Source organism: Marinobacter halodurans (assembly GCF_004327985.1).
GTDB classification, from domain to species: Bacteria; Pseudomonadota; Gammaproteobacteria; order Pseudomonadales; family Oleiphilaceae; genus Marinobacter_A; species Marinobacter_A halodurans.
This window is the reverse complement of record NZ_SJDL01000036.1, coordinates 35724-55576: the sequence shown is the minus strand read 5'-3', so window position 1 is coordinate 55576 and position 19853 is coordinate 35724. Positions and strand designations below refer to the sequence as shown.

Sequence of the window (19853 nt, the reverse complement as noted above, 5' to 3'; positions counted from 1 at the left end):
AACGAAAGCGGCGAGGTTACCGGTTCCACCAGTACTCGGCAGGCCGCCGAAGCGATTGAGGAAGGGATCAAGCAGGTGTCGATGGACGCCTGGGTGTTTGCTGTTCCTTCGGGTCACCCTGAGGCGCGGAAGCTCAGCTTGTTTAAAGTGGATCTCGCCGAGCGGATCGGAAAAGTAGTAGACGGGCCATCGGTTTCAGCAAGCTTGGTAGCGTTGGCGATGTTTAATATATTTATGGAGTCAAGAGTCGCATATCACCAATATGACAAAGGACAAATTCAAGGAATTACGGCGACCAAAATATTTGGCGGCTTCGTAGATCTGACTGCCGCTTCAATGAAGCTCAGAATCATTACAGCGAACCTATCAGGGTACAATCTCTCGGCTACGTCAAAGTTTTACAGGTTTTCAAACTTCCCTTTGTTCGACATGAAAAGTGCTCCCGTGGTTGGAGCTCGACTGCTAAAAGTTGGTGCACCCACACTGGTACGAACTGTTAGCGCCGTTTCATTTGCAGGCGGAGTTATCACGGTAGGAATCAGCGCCTGGGATATGCGCCTTAGTCTGTCCCGTGGTGATACTGATGCTGCACAAGGCCATGCCATCGCAATGGTGGGCGGCAGCATTTTCCTTGCAGCACCAGTGATGACCGGATTACTGGCTATTCCTGGTTGGGGTTGGGCGATCTTAGGTATCAGTATGGCTGTCGGTGGATCAATGTTTGCCGACAATGCTAAAGATGACAGTTTCGAGCGCCTACTAAAAAATGGCCCGTTGGGTAATCATCCTCTCAATTACGATCCTATGCCTTCAGACGTGGATTACTATGGCCAGCTCCTTACACTACTGAACCCTGTTCAGACCAGAGTACAGCGCTACGCCGATGCCGAACCGGCCCCTGAACTGACTCACAGCAACCCGAACTATGCACCGCAACCAGATGACTACGTTGTCACCCTCACAACACCCTTGATTGGCCAACTACGCCATGCAGGTGAAAGCCGACCAGGAGAACCGGTGCGCACTTTCAGCATAGTAGTTCAGGAAGTTGCCTACACGGAAGCTCAGATGGAAACAGGTCAAGCAGGTGTCGGAACTGTTGGTCAGGTAACTCAAACTAAAGTGACAGATCTAACACGGATCACGGCACGCCAGTCTCTGCCAACCCAGAACGCCATCCGCTTCCTTGTCAAAAGGGACTTGCAGGAGAGCTCCTACGACAGTCTATTTTATAAACAATCAACAGAAATCACTTTGAGAGTTGGCATTCAAGCCGCCATTGCTTCCGAAGCTGGAACAATGGTGTACCCTACCCCGCTTCTTGGGTCCTTTGTTCCTTATAATCCTGACATTAACGGACAGGCACCCCCCAAGGAGCGGAGCTTTTGGGCCCCGTATTCCAACGACGCTGTCCCGTACTGGTTCGTCACCGAGGTTGAGGTATGACCCTCGAAAAAACCGGAGAATACGCCTCTACTGCCTTTAATGCAGAATCCACGCCTCCTTTGCCTGATAGCAATAAACGAGAAAGGGCTGGCGAAGAGCTGCAACCATGGGGGGATTACGCCAGCATCAATCCGTTTGAAAAAATTACTTCTGATGTGAAGGATGTCCAGACCAACGAAAAAGGTAACCCGGAGTTCTATAAAGACGAGTGGTGGGGATGGAATCACCAAAAATTACGTTTCCTCAACAATAAACAAGGGCTAAAAGTCCTTTTGCTGTTGATTCCTGTTATTTGGGCATCAACGATTTTCTTCGGAGGAGCAGCCCTAGGCATATGGGGAATTATTGAAGCATCTCAATTTTGGGGGCTTCCTGCGTTGCTATTTGTCGTTTTGCTACTGCTTTTCTCCGCCTCTTGGATATTTCTTTCGATATACATAATTGCCAATACCACAAACTGGATTATGAGCAACGGCATAGGCCTACTCCTTAAGCCGTTTGAGAAATCCCTCCAGAAAAAGGTCGACAAATCCCTCGCCGACGGCATGAGCGAATTCAATCGCGTCACCGGCCAGGCCAGGTTCGCTTTGGGCAAGGGCCGATATTTCGAAGCCCCGTTTATCGAGTTTGATGCCTACGTCGAGCGGGTCGTCCAGCGGGGCGGTATCTTCTACCGGCTGATGTTTGTCCATCGCTACACCGGCAAGATTTTCAACAAAACCTGGCTCAGCGGCGTCGAAGCCAGCAAACATGAGGTTCTTGCACTTTGGGATATGCTGCAACGGTTTATGGATGTCTCACAGCCAATCCCCGACATGCCCCGATTCGAGCCGTTTCGCCATCTGGACCCCGTTACGGCCGAGTACGACCGAAAAACCAACCGCCCACCCCGTTATTGGCGAGATCTCGATCTGGAAGCCTGGAAAGTAAGTGAAGGTGCCGAACTGGCCAGGGTCCAGGCGCAATTCCCCTGGGGCCAACGGCGCTGCCAATTAACGCCGAAGTTGGGGCAAGTCGACATGGAGGTTTACCGGAAGCAGCGGCCCGAGACGGCAGTTCCAATCTAGTGCCCCTTCGATGACAGTGAGCCAGACGCGGTGGCCCTGAATATATCGGCCTGGCCGCGCACGGCCCTGGTCAACCGTCTCGGCCTGCGGGCCCCGGCCCCCTGTCGCCTGTCGGTCTCCGCCTGGCACGTGCAGCCGGCCCAGTCGGGCATGTTCAAGCGGGCCCCGGAGACCTGGGAGCGCTGCGCGGCAGAGGTCATCGGGTCCATGACCATCCCGGAGGATGAGGACCACCTGCAACTGCGCTTTACGGTGCCGGAGGCGGAGAAAACCCGGTACGGCTTAATGACCCGCGACCTCACACATTCAACGATGGCATTCCGCCCGTTGCAGCTGAGGAAAACCTTAAAATACTGTCCGGGATTAGTTGACCACTACAAACATCAAAAAGGGGCCGATCGAACGATCAGCCCCTTTTTTGTCGAGTGGTGGGTCTAGAAACTCAGCACCTCATGCAGCGTACTGAAGGTGGTGCCGGTGGACAGCCCGCCACCGACAACATGCACGCTGTTGTTGATGGTGGCGGACGCCGGTCCATGGCGTGGGCTCGGGATCCTGACCAGGCTGCGCCAGGTCTGGGTGTCCGGATCGTATTCCTCGTTCTGTTCGAACACGCCGGACGGGCTGTCCGGATTCTGCTCGCCTCCGATCACCTGGATGCGACCATTGGCGGTACCGACGGCCATGGCCCGGCGTCCTGTGGGCATGGGTGTCTGGCCGGTCCAGGTGCCGGTCGCCGGCGAGTATTTCTCCATGCTGACCAGCGTCGGGTCGGTCGTTGAACCGTCCGCATTACGGATACGGCCGCCGAACACGTAAAGCTCGTTATTGATGACGGCCGATCCGGGGTTGTCACGCCGTGTCTGGAGCGGCGTGACAGTTTGCCAGGTACCGCTGGCGGGGGTATAGGCTTCAACAGTGGCCAGGGAGGCGCCGCTGCCATTCATGCCGCCGACGACGTAGATCACGCCGTTGATGACTTGCGCGGTCGCGCCACCGCGGGCCGTTGGCATGGCCGGCAGGCTGGTCCAGCTGTTGCTGCCCGGATTGTAGACGGCGGCATTGCTGACGGCACCGGAGAAGGGCTCGGTCGAGCCGCCGAAGACATACAGTTGGCCGTTGTGGGCGACGACGGCGGCGTTCTCGACACCCACGCCCGGCAGGTTGGCGCCCTGGCTCCAGCTGTTGCTGCTGGCGTTATAGATCCAGAGGCTGGTGAGGTGGCCGCTGCTGTTCTTGCCGCCGACGACGTACATCTTGTCGCCGATCGCCGCACCAGCCGCATCGAGAATGCTGACCGGCAGGTTGGCGTCGTTGCCCCAGCATCCCAGACTGACCGGCTGCAGTGACGTGAGCTTGTCGCCACCGAACTGGCCCACGAAGATGACGCCATTTGGCGTTTGCGCGAGAGGCAGCGGATCGTTGAACCCGGTAATCAGGGGCGTGCCTTCGATCACGCTGTTGCCGTCCTCACTCAGCTGGACGCGGAAAACGTCGTCGCCAATGGAGTAATCGGCAATCAGCAACTGCCCGTTGAGGAAATCACCGACGCAGCCGGTGGCGCCCTTGTACTCGATGATGCCGTTAGCGGATTTGTGATCCCCCAGGTTAAAGAACGGCTCGACATAGTTGGGCAGCGGCGCAACGCCTTGATAGTGGCCGTCCTTGAAGACGCACTCGTCACGGTACGGGTTCGGATGCCCGAAATAGTCCCCTTCGTTGACCAGGTGCAGCAGGTCCGGCTGGACGCCCGGGTTGTCGCCACCATTGAGGTAGCTGGCCGTATCGCCGAAGCCGAGGCAGGGCGGTGTTGGCGTGGGCGGATAGGTACCGGTGACGCCGAGCCCATTATCGGTGGCGTACATTTTGCCGTTGGAGTGGAACACGAAGTCGTAGCTGTTGCGCAGGCCGGTGGCGTAGGTCTGCACGTCGCAGGGCGGTGGCCCGAAGATATCGCTGGTGTTGGCGCAGGTGCCATCAAAACCGGCGGCGAATACATCGGCCACCAGGATGGCGGCGCTGAGCGGTTGCTCCTGCATGGTGCCGAACTCGGAGTTCGAGTTATTGGGCGCGCCGGCGCCGGTGTTGCCGCCCATGGCGATGTACAGCCGGTTGTCCGCGCCAAAGTGGATCGAGTTGATGGAGTGGTTCGCCTTCGCCCTGGGCAGGCCGGTGATCACGTGCTGGACCTGGGAGAAGTTGGTGCCGTAGAGGCGGCTGACCATGCCGGAGTTCGGCTCGCCGTTGTCGACCGATGGGCTGGAATGCGCCAGCCACAATTCGACATTGCTGGCTGTCGACGTCGGCGAGGTGGTAATGCCGAGCGTCAGGCGCGGGCCGATGGCGTCCTGCAGGGAGGTGATGGTCTGCTGGTCGATGATGTTGAAGTCGTCATCGAAGGTGAGGGCCTCCACCGAACCAAACAGTTGGGCCACGTAGAGCCGGTTGTCGGGGCCCCAGACCATGGAGGTCGGGTAGTCGACGTTGTAGTTCTTGCGCACGAAATCAAGGCTGGACGACGGGGATTCCGGAGTGCCGCCGACTTCCAGCGTGAATTCATCGAACTGGTAGGTCTGCGGTGTCGAACTGCCCCGGTTGGTGGCAAAGATACCGGCGAAGCTCCGGGTACCGATTTCCGGATCGATACCGGCGGCGTCGAAACTGAAGAACTCATCCGGCGGGGACAGCGTCGCCAACTGGTTGGTGGTGCCGCCTTCGATGGCGTAGTGGACTTCGACGGTCCGGGTATACGGGTTCACGACCATCATGAAGGTGATGTCTTTACCATACAGGTCACCGGCCGAGACGGTGCGCTCGACGGCGGTCAGTCCGCCCAGTTCCATCAGGTAGTGCAGGCGCGGGCCTTCCGGCCGGGAAATGATCACCAGCTTGATGTAGTTGTCTTCATCGGTACCGAACCAAAGACCCGCCTGCTCGTAGTTACCGGTACCTGTGGGCACGTTCTTGAGCTGTGTGGTAATGCGGGTGATCTGGTTGGGAGCCGCAAAGCCGACACCCAGCGCGTTGTCCTGGGAATTGTTGGACAGGTACTGGATGCCGGAGGTGGTGGTCAGGTTCAGCACGCCGTCCAGGAAGTCCATTTCCAGGTTGTCCGGGATATAGCCGGTGCCCGCGGTGGGCTGGTCCACCCAGGTAAAGCCGGTGCCGAGACCATTACGATCCATCAGGTGGCCCTGGCTCTCGGTGAAGGTGAGCTGGTAGGGCAGGTCGACTTTGACGTCGGAGCAGACCACCGGGGCGCACTTGTCGTTGCTGGTCAGGTTGAGGGTCACCGGGACATCCAGGTTGGGGAATCCGCTGGCGGTAATGGTCAGCGTGGCGCCGTAGCTGCCCGAGGCCATGCCGGCACTGTCGACACTCACCTGAACGCTATCCGGCGTGTCGCCGGAGGTCGGCGAGGCGTGCAGCCAGGGCATATTGGTGCTGACACTGAAGGCGTGGGCCTCACTGTTGGAGTGCGTCACGTTCAGGGTCTGGGCCGCAATCGAAGAGCCCGGTGTACCCGAGAATACCAGGCTGGCCGGGCTGGCCACGATGGTGTCCGGGTCATCGGTGATGGTCAGTGTGTAGACCAGTTCACCGGCAATGTAGCCGTCGGCATCGGCGGTGAGTTTGCCGGTGTAGTTGCCGGCGGCCAGGCCATCGGGCGCCGCCTTGACCGTGATGGTTGCCGGCGTGGTTCCGGAGTTGGCGGTGGATGTCAGCCAGGAGGCGTTCGACGTGATCGTGAACGGCGCTCCGGAACCATCACTGCTGGTCAGGTTTACGTTCTGCTGCAGGGCATCGGTGCTGCCCACGGGCCGTGATCCTGCCAGGCTGGTCTGCGCAAAGTTCAGGGTGGCGGACTCGTTGGACACGGTAAAGAAAACGGTGGTCTCGTGTGTGCTGCCATCCTTGGCGATGACAACCGCCGTCAGTGTGTTGTCGCCTTCGGGCAGCGTGGTCGTGTCGAACGGAATCGCCAGGTCTGTCGCGGTGGTGCCGGCCAGGTCATAGGGCGGCAGGTTTTCGGTCTTGGACGGCGAGCGGGTCTTCAGCGGGTCGTTGATGTAGAAGTAAACCCGGGTGATGGATTGGTTGTCCGGCACGAAGGCGTAGATGTCCCCGGACACGGTCGCCCCCTGCAGGCCGGTCGCGCCGCTGCGGTTGGCCGCCAGGCTGTATACGATGGGGTAGACGCTGCTGTCGTCGGGTACGATCTCCAGCGCCACGGTGACTGAATCACTGGCAAAGCCATCCGCCGTTGCTGTGACGATGCCCGTGTAGGTTCCCGGAGCCAGCCCATCGGGCGACACGGTGAGTGTCAGGACATCCGGGGTGGTGCCGGTGGTTGGGTTGACGCTGAGCCAGTTGGCGTTGTCACTGATGGAGAAGTCGGCGTCGGCACTCTGGTTGGTCTCCAGGGAGACGTTGGCGGACTGGGTCTGGGTATCGTTCTCCGTCGCCAGGAAGCTGAAGCTGGCGTTCGAGAAGGACAGCTGTGGTACGGCATTGTTGACCGTAAAGGCGGCCGACAGGATTTCCGTCGCGCCACTGGTGTAGGTCACCTTGGCGTAAAGTGTGTGCTGGCCGTCGGCAATGCTGTTGGTGTTGAACGGGAGCGCCAGGTCATTATCGGCTGTTCCGCCAAGATCGAAGGGAGCAATGTTTTCCCGTTTGAGCAGGGTGGAGGGCGGTGGCGCGTCAAGATAGAACTCCACGCGTTTTATGCCGTCTATAGGCGCGACGAAGATGTAAACGTCATCCGTCAGTTCCGTGCCGCTGAGGCTGGTGGCAGCCGAGCGGTCCGGATGGGTGCTGACCAGCAGCGAGGGCGCGGCGGCGGCAATGCCGGAACCGCCCAGCAGCATGAGAAGCAGGAGCCAGCGAAACAGAAGCTGGATAGAGGGATAACGCCGGTTTGCTCTTGTATGATGTCCGGACGTTGTAGCGAATGTGCCGAGTAATTGTTGCATTAGGACAAACCCTCCCGACAAAGCAGACACTCCACTCGGGCGGATTCGCATATAAAATGCCAGGCGGGGAGATCCGGTAAGGAATACAGTGTGATAACCTGCTTTTTCTGTCTGTAAAGGCGACAGGCATGTAAGTTTTTTCGACAAGGATCGAGGGCTCCCTGGGCTCGATGCGAATGGATGGATACCCGCTATGACGCTCTTTCAAACCCGTGCCTGGCAGGATGCCTGGTGGTCCGTGTGGGGCAATACGCCGGGCTTCAGGCTGGTCCGTGAAGGGCAGGGCAAAGGGTCGGGTCTGTATGTCGACCGGTACCGGTTTCGCGGCGTCCTGCCGATCCGCTGCCTGCAGTTCATCGGGACGAATTACCGCCGTCTCTCCACCCCGCGGACCGAATACAATGGTCTGGCTGGCTCCGGTCAGGACGCCGCCGGCGGAATCCCGGGTGACTATGCCTCGTTGATGGATTTTCCGTGGTCCGAAGCGGTTTTCAGGGACATCGTCCAGGACGCCGCCGACCATCAGGCATTGCAGCGACTGGCACAGGAAAGGGGCCTGGCATGGCGCGAGGTAGCCAGCGATGCGGCCTACCACGTCGACACCTCGGGTGATTTCGAGGATTATGTCGCTGGCCTGGGCCGCAATACCCGTCTTCGTTTCTTCAATCGGCGCAAGGTGCTGGAATCCCTGGGCGATCTTTCGATCACGAACGCCTGGGAGGCGGATCCGGCCGTTTTTTTTGAATGCTTGAATGATTTTCACGTCGACCGCTGGGGCAGCCCCTGTTTCGGGCGCGACAGCCTCCGGTTCCATCGTCGTTTCCTCGATGGCCTCGCGGCGGAAGGCGGGGCTCCGGAGCTGTCCTTGCTGAGGGTGAACGGGGAGCCGGTCTCGGTCCTTTACAACGTCCGCTTTGAGGGGCGCACCTATAACCTCCAGTCCGGTTTCGTCGAGAATTTTCACCGGAAGGTGGCGCTCGGGTCATTGCATCTGGGCTACGCCATCGAGGATGCTTTCAGGGAGCCCGGCACCGCCCTGTTCGATCTGTTGGCGGGGCAGGGCAAGAACAGCAATTACAAGCAGCACATCGCGACAGGGCATGTGCCGCTGGTGTCCGTCATGCTGGTCCGGTCGGCCTTTTACAAGTGGCTTTACCGGGTGAAGGCAGATTAAAGATAATCGGTTGGGTCCGCGAGACAACGCGGTATCGCACGTGGGTTTGAAAGCGCAATAGGTTGGGACGTCGAACATGGATCGAGGGAACGCGGTGTCACGTATCAGTATCTGGTCTCCCCTGGTGTTTCTCGGGGCCTTCATCGCAGGGACGTACCCGATCCTGGCCGGCATTGCCGAGCGGTGGGTCAAGTGGGACGAGGCCTATTCCCACGGCATCATCCTGCTGTTGGTCTGCCTCTACCTGACCTTCCAGAAGTTGCGGCGGGTTCGGCCGGTGGCCGGCTTCTACTGGCCCTGGCTGGTGCCGCTCGTCCTTTCCGCCATCCTCTACGGGATTGGCGGATTGCTCCGGGTTGAAGCGCTCCAGCAGGTGATGCTCCTGCCGATCCTGTTTTCAGGTTTGCTCGTGCAGTGGGGCTGGCGCCAGACCATCCCGTTCCTGATCCCGATTGGTCTGATCGTCTTCGCGATTCCGTTCTGGGATTACCTGGCGTGGTACCTGCAATTGATCACCGTGGCGGTCAACCAGTTCTTCCTGTCGCAGTTGGGGATCAACTTTGTCGTCGAGGGTGTGTTTGTCTATTTCCCCGGGATCGGCGCCTTCGAGATCGCCCACGGTTGCTCCGGTCTGCGCTACCTGCTGGTGGGCCTGACGCTGACGTTCCTCTACAGCGAACTCAATCTGGTGACACTGAGGGCCCGGGTGACCCTGATTGCCGTGGGCGTCTTTCTCGCCCTGGTGGCGAACTGGGTGAGGGTTTTCGTCATCATCCACACCGGCTACGCCACCAGGATGACCTCATCACTGGTGAATCATCACGATACGTTTGGCTGGTGGGTGTTTGCCGCGACCCTGGTGCCGTTGTTCGTCTTCGCGCGCTGGCTGGAAAAGCGGGAGGGGGCCGCCGCAAAACCCGCCGGGCCCGACGCGGACGCGTCGAAGTCCGGACGGGCTTCGGCGCTGGCCGGGTTATCGACGTCGGCCGTACCGTTGATGCTGCTGGCGATCGCGTTCTGGCCGGGCACCATATCCAAAGCCGGCAATATGGCCACGCACGTTCAATATCGTGGGCTGGAGGTTTTTGACTCGTCGCAATGGCTGCCATTGTTCGGCAGCGGTCTGGCCCGTTGGCATCCCATCGTCGAGCGGCCGGACCGGTCCTTCGAGCAGACCTACGTCCAGCGCGGAACGATTGACGAGGATGGCCGGCAGCAGGCGCCCCACTATTTCGTCGGCCTCTACAGCTACGACCATCAGCGTCAGGGTGGGGAGGTCGTCCAGTACGGCAATCGCCTATACGACGGCGAGGGGTTCGTGCCGAGTCAGGCCTTTGACGTCGGTGGGGCGGAACCGATCATGTCCGGCGTGACCATCTCGGCCCACGACGACGCCACGCCGATCTACCTGGCCTACGCCTACTACGTGGAGGGGCGCTGGGAAACCAACGAACTGCAGGCCAAGCTGGCCCAACTGCCCGGGGCCCTCAACCGGCGCACCGATGCGTCGTTACTGGTTGTGGCTGTCCGGTGTGATGACTGTGACGGGCAGGCGGACCTGGAAACCATTGCGCCCGACATTCGGAGCCGGGCGCAACGGTATCTCGACGGGGTCTATCTCAAGCGGGACTGATCCGTATTACTGAACCTCCTGTGACACCTCGTCGGAGGGCGGGCTGATCAGGCCGTCCGTGTCCACGGTCTGCACGGTGAAGTACCAGGTACCGGTTGCGAGTCCGTCGAACGTGTAGCTGGTCGTCCCGGCATCGACGTCCTGGGTCTGCCCAAGGTTGCCGGACTGCTGACCGTAACTGATGACGTAGTGGTCGATCTCGCTCAGGGCGATGGAGGAGCCATCCAGACGGGTGGAGGGCGCCGTCCAGGACAGCGTCACGTTGCCGGTGGTCGTTGGCGGCGCTGTCGGTTCGGGCTCTGTACTGCCTGAACTGGTCGAGGTGGATTCCAGTGTCCAGGGGTCCAGTTCGCTCTGGTAGGCGTCGAGATTGGTGACGCCGCTGCTGTTGTTGACCTGTGAGGCGTCATTGACCCAGGGGTTCAGCCCGTAGCTGAGCTCCCAGGTATCCGGAATGCCATCGGAATCCGTATCCTGGGTGCTGGCCATATCCGGATCGGGTACCGTGATCGTGCTTTCCTGGGCAACGGTGTTGCCGCTGGATTGGTCGACGATGGAGAACTGCGCTACCGCGTCACCGGAATTTTCATAGTACTCGATGTTGATATTGGCGGATTCGCCCGCCTGCATGCTCCGGGTGTACGAGAACGTCTCGGTGGCGTGATTCGACCAGTCGTTAATCACACGGTCGCCATTGATGTAGAGCCGGGTGCCGTCGTCGGTGCTGAGGTTGAAGGTGTAGTCTCGGTTACCGCTGCTGTGCGGAGCGGTAAAGGTACCGGTCCAGCGGGCACTGAATTTGTCATTGCCGATACCGGTCATCGGAGAACCCGATCCCCAGTTGAAATCCACCGTGGCATCCTGCCGGGTGGCGACGAAATCGTCGAACGCCATGCCGCTGAAGTATTGCCCCACGAAGCCGCTGGTTGTTGTGGCGGATGAGCCGCCGCCGGTCTCCTGCGGCACGTCATCGCTGTTATTCGGGTCGGTACCGGCCTGGTATTCCTGGAGGTTGGTGTAGCCGTCGCCGTCCGCATCGCGGGCAGCGTCGCTGCCATTCAGCGGGTTCAGGTTGTAGGCGAACTCCTGGCCGTCGGGAATCCCGTCGCCATCGGTATCGGCGTTGTTCTCCTTGGTTCCGATCAGGAATTCGTCGGCCGCCGTGAGGAAGTCGCCATCGGGATCGGTGTCGGCGTCGTTCGAGTTGGATGGATCCAGCCCGTTGACGGTTTCCCAGTTGTCGTAGAGACCATCACGGTCGTTGTCGAGCGGCGGGTAATCGGTATTGAACGCGAGCCCCTGGGTCGAGTCGAAGTAGCCGACCCGGTAACCGAGTGAATAGGCTTCCGTGGTGGACACGTTGTCGTAGTTGCCGGATTGCCCTTCGCTGTAGAGGTAATCGCCGGAAATCACCTGCTGGGAGATGCCCGGCCCCTGCCAGGCTACAGCGAAGTGCTCGCCGCCCGAGCCCTGTTTGTGTCGGATCTCGAAGTAATAGCGCTTATTGGCTTCCAGGGTCTGGGTGCCGGAGGTCTGGGAGCTGTACTTTGTGTAGTTGTATGGCGATGAGTAGCTCGGCACGGAGGCAATGACCTGGGCATTGGACGCGGACTCGTCCGTGCTGAACAGGAACTGGGTCTCGTCGTCGCCGGAGACGTAAAACGTGTATTCACCGCTGGTGGGCGGGACGATATAGCCACGCACCAGGCTGCCGTAGTAGTTGCCCAGCCCGCCCGGGTTATCAAGGGATGTCAGTTCGTTAACGGTGTTCGGGTTATCCGGGTAGGCATCGATACTCGTCAGGTCGGATACGTCAGAGCCTGTAATACCGGTCCAGATCCGGAACTGCACTTTCCCCGGTTCACTGGTCGCTGGCAGCGCCGCCGTCGGTGGCAGTTGCTCCACCTGGGACGGCCACATCTGACAACCATGGATAAATGCGATGGTGCTACCTATCAGCAAAACCTTGGCGTTATGCATAAGTCGTCACCTGAATATCGTACTGCGTCGGTATCATGTCGATGCAGTACAGGCATTTGGGGGCAGTCACCCAAAGTATCGTTCCCGCCGGATCGCCCTGCCACGTGACTTTAGGAATCTTTTGATCTTTAGGGGGGTACGTTATTCGTTTAAACAATGAGCAAAAAATTGCCCGGCAACAGAGGTCGATGCCCGCGATTGGCGGGCAGGTTTTGGGCGTGTTGGGGAGGGTTCCTCAGCAACGTCGCCGGACGGAGAGAAGGCCTCCCAGCCCGAGAAGGAACAGCGCAAAGCTGGCCGGTTCCGGCACAGAGATGATTTGCAGGATCGAGAAGTCGCTCTGGTTATTGCACTTTCCGGCGCCGCACGTGTTCGAGTAGAGGGCGTCGAATGTCAGGGAGCCGATCAGGTTCTTACCGAAAATGGCGCCGACATCCACTGTGCCCGGTGATCCGAATACGGCGGTACTCGCACCCAGGGGAGACAGTCCGGACACGCCGTCGACGGTCAGGGTCAGGAAGTCATCGCCGGGATTGAGATACACGTTCTTCAGTACGGCGACGCTGGAGCTGCCATCCAGGAACGTGGCGGTAATCCGGGCAACTTCCTCGACGTCACCGAACTCCGGGCCATCGTACAGAAACGCCAGTGAGAAACCGCCCAGGACGAAGCCCGATGAGGAACTGGCGGTCAGGCTTTCACGCAGGCCTATTTCGTTGGTTCCGGAATCACCCGCAACGCCGACGCCGGCCGCTGTCACACCGTGTTCGGTTTTGGTACCGAGCTCTCCGCCGGTCGCGGTGAAGGTCAGGCCGCCACCATAGCCTGAAGCAATCTCGGTGGCTGAAATAACCGTTGCACTCGCGCTTACCGAGAACAACCCCAGTGATAGAGCAAGTGCCAATCCATTGGTTGGGATACGCATGGCGGAGCCTCCTCCTGCCAACTGCTTGGGGAAGCAAAGGCTTGCCATATACGTGCCATTGGTTGGATAGGCTTCACAGTCAAGCGCTTACGCGACGCCTGCCGAACCGTGTTGTAAAACGGTCCGACAGGTCGCGTAACACGTCACTAGAGCTTGGACAGTATCTTCTCGGCTTCGTCCGGCCGTCCGGTCGACTTGTAGGCCTCGGCAAGATGCTGCGCAATTTCAGGGGTTTGCGGTGAGAGTTTGTAGGCTTTTTCCAGCACCGGCAGGCTCTGGCTGTGGTCTCCCTGCTGGAACAGGATCCAGCCGTAGGTATCGGCCACGGCGGCGGAATCGGGTTTGAGGCTGTAAGCTTTTTCGGCAAGCTGGCGGGCATCCTGTTTACCGGACTCGTGATACAGCCAGGCCAGGTTGTTCAGCGCGACGACGTTTTGGGGCGACGATTTCAGGACCGTCTGGTAGGCGTCCATCGCTTTCTGGGCGTCGCCGCTCGTCTGGTAGGCCATGGCAAGCCGCATCTGCAGCGTCTCGTTGCCAGGATGGTCTTCCAGGCCGTTTTCAAGTGCCTTGATGGCGCGCATGGCCTGCTGGCTTTGCTCGAGCGCATCCACAAAGAGCAGGGTGAGCTGCGGCGAGCTGTCCTTCGCCAGGGCCAGTTCATAGAGATCCGCGGCCTTGCCAAAGCGCTCCTTGCCCTTTTCATGAGCGGCCTCGACGAGGTATGGCTGGGCGGAGTCGGGATGCTTCAGGCGGACCTCCTGAAGGATGTCCCTGGCCGCCTTCTCATTATCCATTTCAAAGTAGACCTGTGCCGTCTGCAGGGCGATGGCTTCATTATCCGGGAACAGGACCTGCGCCCGTTTCATGATGGCGAGGGCCGCGTCCTTGTTGTTGGCCTTGAGCTTGCTCCCGGCGACGGCGCTGTAGACATCAGCCACGCTGCCGGTATGGGGGGACAACTCGGTTTCGCTGACCGGTTCGAGCAGGGCCGCGGAGAGCTCATCGGCCCGGTTGATGTTGTTCGCCCGCAACGCCAGTTCCAGCAGGGCGAGCTTGGGGGCCAGGGCATCGGGATGGTCCTTCGTGACCTTTTCCAGGTAGGTCTGCAACTGATCCGGTGAGGTGACCTGGGCCAGCCCCTGGATCGCCGGACGATTATCCGGGGCCTTGTCGATGGCCGTCCTGAACTGGCGGATGGCTTCCTCGGTGTTGTCCTGGCTTGCTGCCAGGGCTCCCAGCGCGTTGTTGGCCCGTGGATCGGTGTCCGACAGTTCCAGGGCCTGCCTGTAATACTGTCTTGCCTGTGAGGCATCGTCGGCACGGGCGGCCAGACTGCCGCTGACGAGCAGGGCACTGATATTTTTCGGCTGCTCCTTGACCCAGGCACTGGCCGACTCCTCGGCCGCCTGGGTGTCGCCGCCCCGCACATAGGCGTTGATGATCATGCGGCGTGCCTGGTCATTGTCCGGATGGGCGTCCATCACCTGGCTGGCCTGCTTGATGGCCGCCTCCGTGTCGCCCTGTTCCACCAGGTAGTTGGCGTAGCGCAGGCGGAGGTCGTCGTTGCCCGGGTCGAGCTGGAGGGCTTTCTCGATGTAGGTGCGTCCGGCCTCATCGTCGCCGCTGGCCAGGTGGGCAATGCCGATCAGGGCCAGGACGCCGGGATCGGACTGTTTGTCGTCCAGGTTTTCCAGCAGCTTGCGGGCTTCATCCGGCCGTTGCAGGCGCAACTGTGTGGCCGCCAACAGCTTGCTGGCGGCCGGGGAGTCCTGGATCTGGCTGATGGGTTCGAGCAGTTCCTGCGCCTCTTCGACGCGGCCCTGCTGGAAGCGGATCAGGCCCAGCATGATGGAGCTCTGGACGTGACTCGGTGCCTGTTTGAGCACTTCATTGAGGTAACGGGCCGCTTTCTCAAGATCGCCTTTCCGGTAGGCTTCCTGGGCCGCCTCGAAATTGCTCTTGACGGTGCCGGGAGCCGACTTGGCGAGGATTTCCTCGTAGACGAAGGCTTCTGACGATTTGCCTTCCTCACGCAGGACATCCACCAGTGACGAAATCGTGGTGTACTTCCGGTACGTCATGATGTCGTACTTGCCAATGTCCTCCAGGGCGCGAATGTAGGCTTCCTCGGACTTCCTCCACTGTTTCTGCTGCTGGGCCAGTTGGGCCTTCCAGAGCCACAGTTCGGGATCGTTGGCATCCTCGTCCTCAGCCTGCTTGATCTTCTGCCGGGCGAGCTCGGTGTTGCCCTGGGCCTGGGCCACGCGGGACAACCCGATCAGCGCCAGCGTCGAGGTGGCGTCGCTATCCAGCGCCTTCTGGTAGGCGGATTCCGCCTGCTGGTATTGCTTGGCCGCCAGCAGGATATCCCCACGCAGCAGGTCGGCCCGGACCTGCTGGGTGCGATCCGGTGACTTCAGCTTGTCCAGGGCGTCCAGTGCGGCTTCCGTGTCCTGGCGCATGAGGTAGGTCCTGGCCAGGATGAGCTGGATCCGGTTGTGGATGTCATCGGTGGTTCCTTTCTCCTGCAGCCGCTTCTCGATCTCCTTGACCTGGCGGGCGGCCGAGACAGCATCGCCGGCGGTGATCAGGTTATCGATGATGACGAAATAGGGGTCGACCTTTTTCGGGTTGAGGTCGATGGCGCTGCGGGCTTCCAGGGTGCTGGCCTTCAGTTCGCCCTGGCGCTGGAAGAAACGGGACTGGTCCAGATGGCTAAGGTACTGCAGTTCCTGTTGGCTCATTTCCTCCTTGTCGTCACCACACCCGGTCAGCAGGGAAGTAAAGGCTACGGCCAGCAGGGTAATACGAAACAGCGTCTTCCACTTCATTGTCAGGTCCTTGTCATCCAGATACGGGGCGTCCTTACTGCCGCATGTGCCGGTCAGGCACCGGATACAGCGGGCGACGTCTCGATTTTGTACTTGTCCGTCAGGTTGTACAGCGTTGGTCGGGTAATGCCCAGCAGCCGGGCGGCTTGCGCCATATTGAAGTTGCTGGTCTTCAGCGCGTGGTTTATGGCCGCGCGTTCCGCGTCCTCACGTACTTGGCGCAGGTTGAGTACGTTGCCGTCATGGACGAAATCGTCGCAGCGCAGCTGCAGGTCGCTGGCGGACACGCGCTTGCCCTCGGCCATGATGATGGCCCGCTTGATCTTGTTGATCATTTCCCGCACGTTCCCGGGCCAGCTGTAGCCCTGAATGGCCAGGATCGCATCTTCGGAGAATCCCAGGTTGGGGCGGTCGAGCTGGCGCCCCAGGGACTTGAGCAGCGACTGGGCAATAACGATGGCGTCGCCGTCCCGCTCCCGCACGGCCGGTACGTCCAGGGTGATCTCGCTGATCCGGTAGTAGAGATCCTCGCGGAACGCGCCGGTGGACACGAGCTCTTCCACATTACGGTGGGTGGCGCAGACCACCCGGACATCCACATGGACCGGGTTGACCGCGCCCACGCGATCGATCACCCGCTCCTGCAGGAAACGCAGCAGCTTGGCCTGTAACGGCATCGGCATGTCGCCGATCTCGTCCAGGAACAGCGTGCCGCCGTTGGCCATCTCGATCTTGCCCTTCTTGCTCTGGGTGGCGCCGGTAAAGGCGCCTTTCTCGAAGCCGAACAGTTCGCTTTCCAGCAGGTTTTCCGGTATGGCGGCACAGTTGATGGCGGCAAAGGTGTGGTCGGCGCGATGGCTCATGTCGTGGATGGCCCGGGCCAGCAGCTCCTTGCCGGTACCGGTTTCTCCAATGATGAGGGTCGTGACGTCAGCCGGCGCGACCTTCTCGACCATCCGGCACAGGGAAAGCATCTGTGGGCTGGCGGCCACGATGCCCTTGATGGTGGTGCCGTTGCGGTTCTGGCTCAGCTCGCGGTTTTCCTGTTCGAGTTCGGCCAGGCGGAACGCGCGGTTGACCACAAAGGTGAGGATGTCCGCATCCAGCGGTTTCTGGTAGTAGTCGCTGGCTCCCATGCCAATCGCGCGTACGGCGTTCTCCCGGTCCTCGCGGCCGGTGACGACAACAACCTTGGTGGCCGGCGACAGGCGGACGATGTCATCCAGCAGCGCAAACCCTTCCTTGGCGCCACCCGGGTCCGGAGGCAGGCCGAGATCCAGGGTCACGACCTGGGGCTCGAACCGGCGCAGGGCGGTAAGGGCCGCACCACGATCACTGGCCACGACGACTTCAACATCGTCCGTGAAGCACCAGCGCATCTGGCTTTGCAGGCCAGGATCATCTTCGACAATCAAAAGACGCTTATTCACGACAGAACCAAATCCTTTTTTCTGGTCAGTGACATAGGGCGTCGGGTAATCAACCCTGAACACCGTACGAGACGCTTCTTGTTGGTATAGGCAGTCAGTCTGGGACTCACTTGTTAACATACTGTAACATCGATTCTGGCTGTATTTTGACGGAAATCAACTGTAATGCATTGCGCCTTTTTGAATTCGATGAAAATTTGACAAACATTTAACGTCTGCCCGTTGATAGATCGGTTTCACGCATTCTCTGCGATTGGCTGGGGTGGCTCATCGATATCGCCGCGCCGGGCTTCGGGCTTCCCCAGCGGCAGTCTCACCGAGAAGCAGGAGCCCAAGCCCGGTTCGCTGGTGACGTCGATATTGCCGCCGATCTGACGGACGTATTCCCGCGCCTGGTAGGCGCCAATGCCCATGCCGGCCAGCCCCTTCGTGCTCTCGAATGGCTTGAACAGCTTCATCTTGATGAAGTCCTCGTTCATGCCGGCACCGGTGTCCTGGATAAAGATCACCACATGATCCGCGCTTTTCTTCATGTTCAGCGTGACTTCACCGGTCGGAGAGGTTGCGTCCTGAGCGTTCTGGATCAGGTGGCCAATGACGCTGCGCAGCTGCTCCGGATCGGCACGGACCCAGATCTGTTCGTCGGCGGCGTGGAAAACCGGGTTCGGTTCGGCCCGGGTATGGTGATGCACCAGCTCTGACAGCATGGCTCCCAGTTCGATCGGGCGGACGGGCATCTCGTTGATGGTCGGTTTGCGGATATGGTCCACCAGGCCGGACAGCTTGGTGACGGCATGCTCGGTCGTACGAATCATGTCGTCGATGAATTCGGGATTGTGCCGATGGCGTTCCGCGTTTTTGACCAGTAATGAGAGCTGGGCAATCATCGTTTTCAGGTCGTGGACCAGGAACGCCGATGCCTTCGACACGGCCTCGAACTGCATGGCCCGGGACAGCCGGTTCTGGGCGTCGGCCTGGGCCAGCACGTTACAGGTCTGGCGGGCCACGACGCGAATCAGGTCGAAGTTCTCCCAGTTGAGCTCCACTTTGGCATAAGGGGAGCCGACCAGGCAGATGCCGTAGAGCTCGTCGCCAAGGTACAACGGGATGACCAGCCAGCCATCGGGGAACTTGAGGATCTCGTCCGGTATTTCCAGCAGTTCGTAGCGTATGGGATCGACCTGGTATTCGGACAGATCGACGATCCACTCCTTCTCCTTGAAGAAGTTGATGATGTTGGCGTCCCGGTCGATCATGGTGTGGCGCGGTGGCGTCAGGTTGACCGTATTGTATAGGATGTAGTTGCTGTCCTCGTCACGAATCCAGAGCGCGCCGGAATTGCTCTCCACCAGGTCCGCCATGATGCGGACCACACGCTCGGGGAGTGGAGGATCCTCCGCCAGGTTGGCGAAGATCTGCGTCATTTTCAGCCATTCTTCCCGGTAGTCGTACTTATAGTCGAAGAAGTTCTGGCTGATGAAAATCATCAGGCGGGCCCGGAACCGGCTGGAGCTCAACAGGGCGACAAACAGCACCAGGAAGATGGTCAGGAAGAGAACCTGCAGGGCTTCGCCCCAGTCGCCGCCGAGGGCCCTGACGTAGTATCCGCCGATGGCGACGAAAAGCAGGTAGGCGCCGGCAACGGCAATGGCACCGGCATGGAAGACTGCGTTGCGGGAGAGCTGGAAATCCACCGGCTGTTTGCGGGTGTTGATCACGTTAACGGCAAACAGGGGCGCCAGGAAGGCATTGGCGGCGCCGCGGGCACTCCAGAAGGAGTCCGATAGCTGGCCGAAGAGCAGGGCATCGGAGTACATGAAAAAGTCATAGACGAAGATGCCGCCGATACCGATGCACAGGTACTTCATGCTCGAACGGCCAAAGGATAGGGAATTGCGCCAGATCTGTTCGATCAGGCAGACGCCCAGCAGTGACAGGGCAATCTGGCCGATGACCTTGGTCTTGCCGTCCAGTAATTGCCAGCCCAGGGCGTATTCGAGTGCGCCGCAGGTCAGCAGCGTCAGAATCAGCAGGCCGATGGCGGGGCCCAGGACCCTGCGCAGCTTGGTCGCCATCTGCCCGGACCGCTTGCTGTCCCGGATCAGGGCAAACAGCACGGCAACCCAGGCCGCGTCACGAAGCAGTTCAAGCAGATAACGGATAAAGAAAGGAGGCTGGTTCCAGATCATCTGGCCCACGAGGGAAGTGGCCCATATGGTCGAGACCATAGCGGCCAGCATAAGCGCACGATCCGTGTGGCGCCTCAGGTATTTGGATCCGACCAGGATGGCCAGGGCCGCGTAGGCGAGTGCCGCTGCGGAATGGCTCACCAGACTGAAGTCGATGCTCATGGGACTCATCCTTTGAGTATAGGAGCCTCTGACCAAG

Annotated in this window: 11 protein-coding genes; 5 read left to right on the top strand and 6 right to left on the bottom strand. The window is 59.9% G+C overall.

Translation table 11 applies throughout. The features are described from left to right. The 3 genes from EZI54_RS24500 to EZI54_RS18715 all read left to right on the top strand — a co-directional run. Positions 1–1446: hypothetical protein (locus EZI54_RS24500; protein ID WP_207389273.1), on the top strand; the 1446-nt coding region annotated here is incomplete at its 5' end. Then, entirely contained in the window at positions 1443–2513 is a 1071-nt protein-coding gene (locus EZI54_RS18720) for a hypothetical protein (protein WP_131483409.1), read from the top strand. The genes EZI54_RS24500 and EZI54_RS18720, both read left to right, overlap by 4 nt. Before the next feature lie 30 nt (positions 2514–2543). Beyond that, the gene (locus EZI54_RS18715) at positions 2544–2951 is read left to right on the top strand and encodes a hypothetical protein (protein WP_131483408.1); all 408 of its coding nucleotides are present in this window, start codon (positions 2544–2546) and stop codon (positions 2949–2951) included. Here EZI54_RS18715 and EZI54_RS18710 read toward each other — a convergent pair. After that, entirely contained in the window at positions 2948–7384 is a 4437-nt protein-coding gene (locus EZI54_RS18710; protein ID WP_165495804.1) for a Kelch repeat-containing protein, read from the bottom strand. The two genes, EZI54_RS18715 and EZI54_RS18710, sit on opposite strands and share 4 nt — an antisense overlap. Before the next feature lie 298 nt (positions 7385–7682). Between EZI54_RS18710 and EZI54_RS18705 the strand changes: the two genes are divergently transcribed. Both EZI54_RS18705 and xrt read left to right on the top strand, forming a co-directional pair. After that, positions 7683–8663, top strand: a complete 981-nt coding sequence (locus EZI54_RS18705) for a GNAT family N-acetyltransferase (RefSeq protein WP_131483406.1) — start codon at positions 7683–7685, stop codon at positions 8661–8663. 76 nt (positions 8664–8739) lie between these two features. After that, positions 8740–10296 (top strand): exosortase, encoded by a 1557-nt coding sequence (gene xrt / locus EZI54_RS18700; protein WP_131483405.1) that lies wholly within the window; start codon positions 8740–8742, stop codon positions 10294–10296. Positions 10297–10302: 6 nt separating this feature from the next. On the opposite strand, the gene EZI54_RS18695 is transcribed toward xrt, so the two are convergent. From EZI54_RS18695 to prsK, 5 genes are all read right to left on the bottom strand, one after another. Continuing rightward, the gene (locus EZI54_RS18695; RefSeq protein WP_131483404.1) at positions 10303–12276 is read right to left on the bottom strand and encodes a PA14 domain-containing protein; all 1974 of its coding nucleotides are present in this window, start codon (positions 12274–12276) and stop codon (positions 10303–10305) included. A 235-nt stretch (positions 12277–12511) separates the two neighbouring features. Next, entirely contained in the window at positions 12512–13201 is a 690-nt protein-coding gene (locus EZI54_RS18690; protein ID WP_165495803.1) for a PEP-CTERM sorting domain-containing protein, read from the bottom strand. Positions 13202–13347: 146 nt separating this feature from the next. After that, complete coding sequence (locus tag EZI54_RS18685; RefSeq protein ID WP_131483402.1) at positions 13348–16035, bottom strand: tetratricopeptide repeat protein; 2688 nt, start codon at positions 16033–16035, stop codon at positions 13348–13350. Positions 16036–16088: 53 nt separating this feature from the next. Continuing rightward, complete coding sequence (prsR, locus tag EZI54_RS18680) at positions 16089–17465, bottom strand: PEP-CTERM-box response regulator transcription factor (RefSeq protein WP_278248733.1); 1377 nt, start codon at positions 17463–17465, stop codon at positions 16089–16091. Between the two features lie 236 nt (positions 17466–17701). After that, complete coding sequence (prsK, locus tag EZI54_RS18675; RefSeq protein ID WP_131483400.1) at positions 17702–19816, bottom strand: XrtA/PEP-CTERM system histidine kinase PrsK; 2115 nt, start codon at positions 19814–19816, stop codon at positions 17702–17704. Positions 19817–19853: the final 37 nt, after the last annotated feature.

Bases quoted from the DNA above. Each gene is read 5' to 3' on its own strand.
- EZI54_RS18690 (WP_165495803.1), bottom strand. From the start codon at position 13,201: ATGCGTATCCCAACCAATGGATTGGCACTTGCTCTATCACTGGGGTTG.
- xrt (WP_131483405.1), top strand. From the start codon at position 8,740: ATGGATCGAGGGAACGCGGTGTCACGTATCAGTATCTGGTCTCCCCTG.
- prsK (WP_131483400.1), bottom strand. From the start codon at position 19,816: ATGAGCATCGACTTCAGTCTGGTGAGCCATTCCGCAGCGGCACTCGCC.
- EZI54_RS18705 (WP_131483406.1), top strand. From the start codon at position 7,683: ATGACGCTCTTTCAAACCCGTGCCTGGCAGGATGCCTGGTGGTCCGTG.
- EZI54_RS18710 (WP_165495804.1), bottom strand. From the start codon at position 7,384: ATGCTGCTGGGCGGTTCCGGCATTGCCGCCGCCGCGCCCTCGCTGCTG.
- EZI54_RS18685 (WP_131483402.1), bottom strand. From the start codon at position 16,035: ATGAAGTGGAAGACGCTGTTTCGTATTACCCTGCTGGCCGTAGCCTTT.
- EZI54_RS18720 (WP_131483409.1), top strand. From the start codon at position 1,443: ATGACCCTCGAAAAAACCGGAGAATACGCCTCTACTGCCTTTAATGCA.
- EZI54_RS18695 (WP_131483404.1), bottom strand. From the start codon at position 12,276: ATGCATAACGCCAAGGTTTTGCTGATAGGTAGCACCATCGCATTTATC.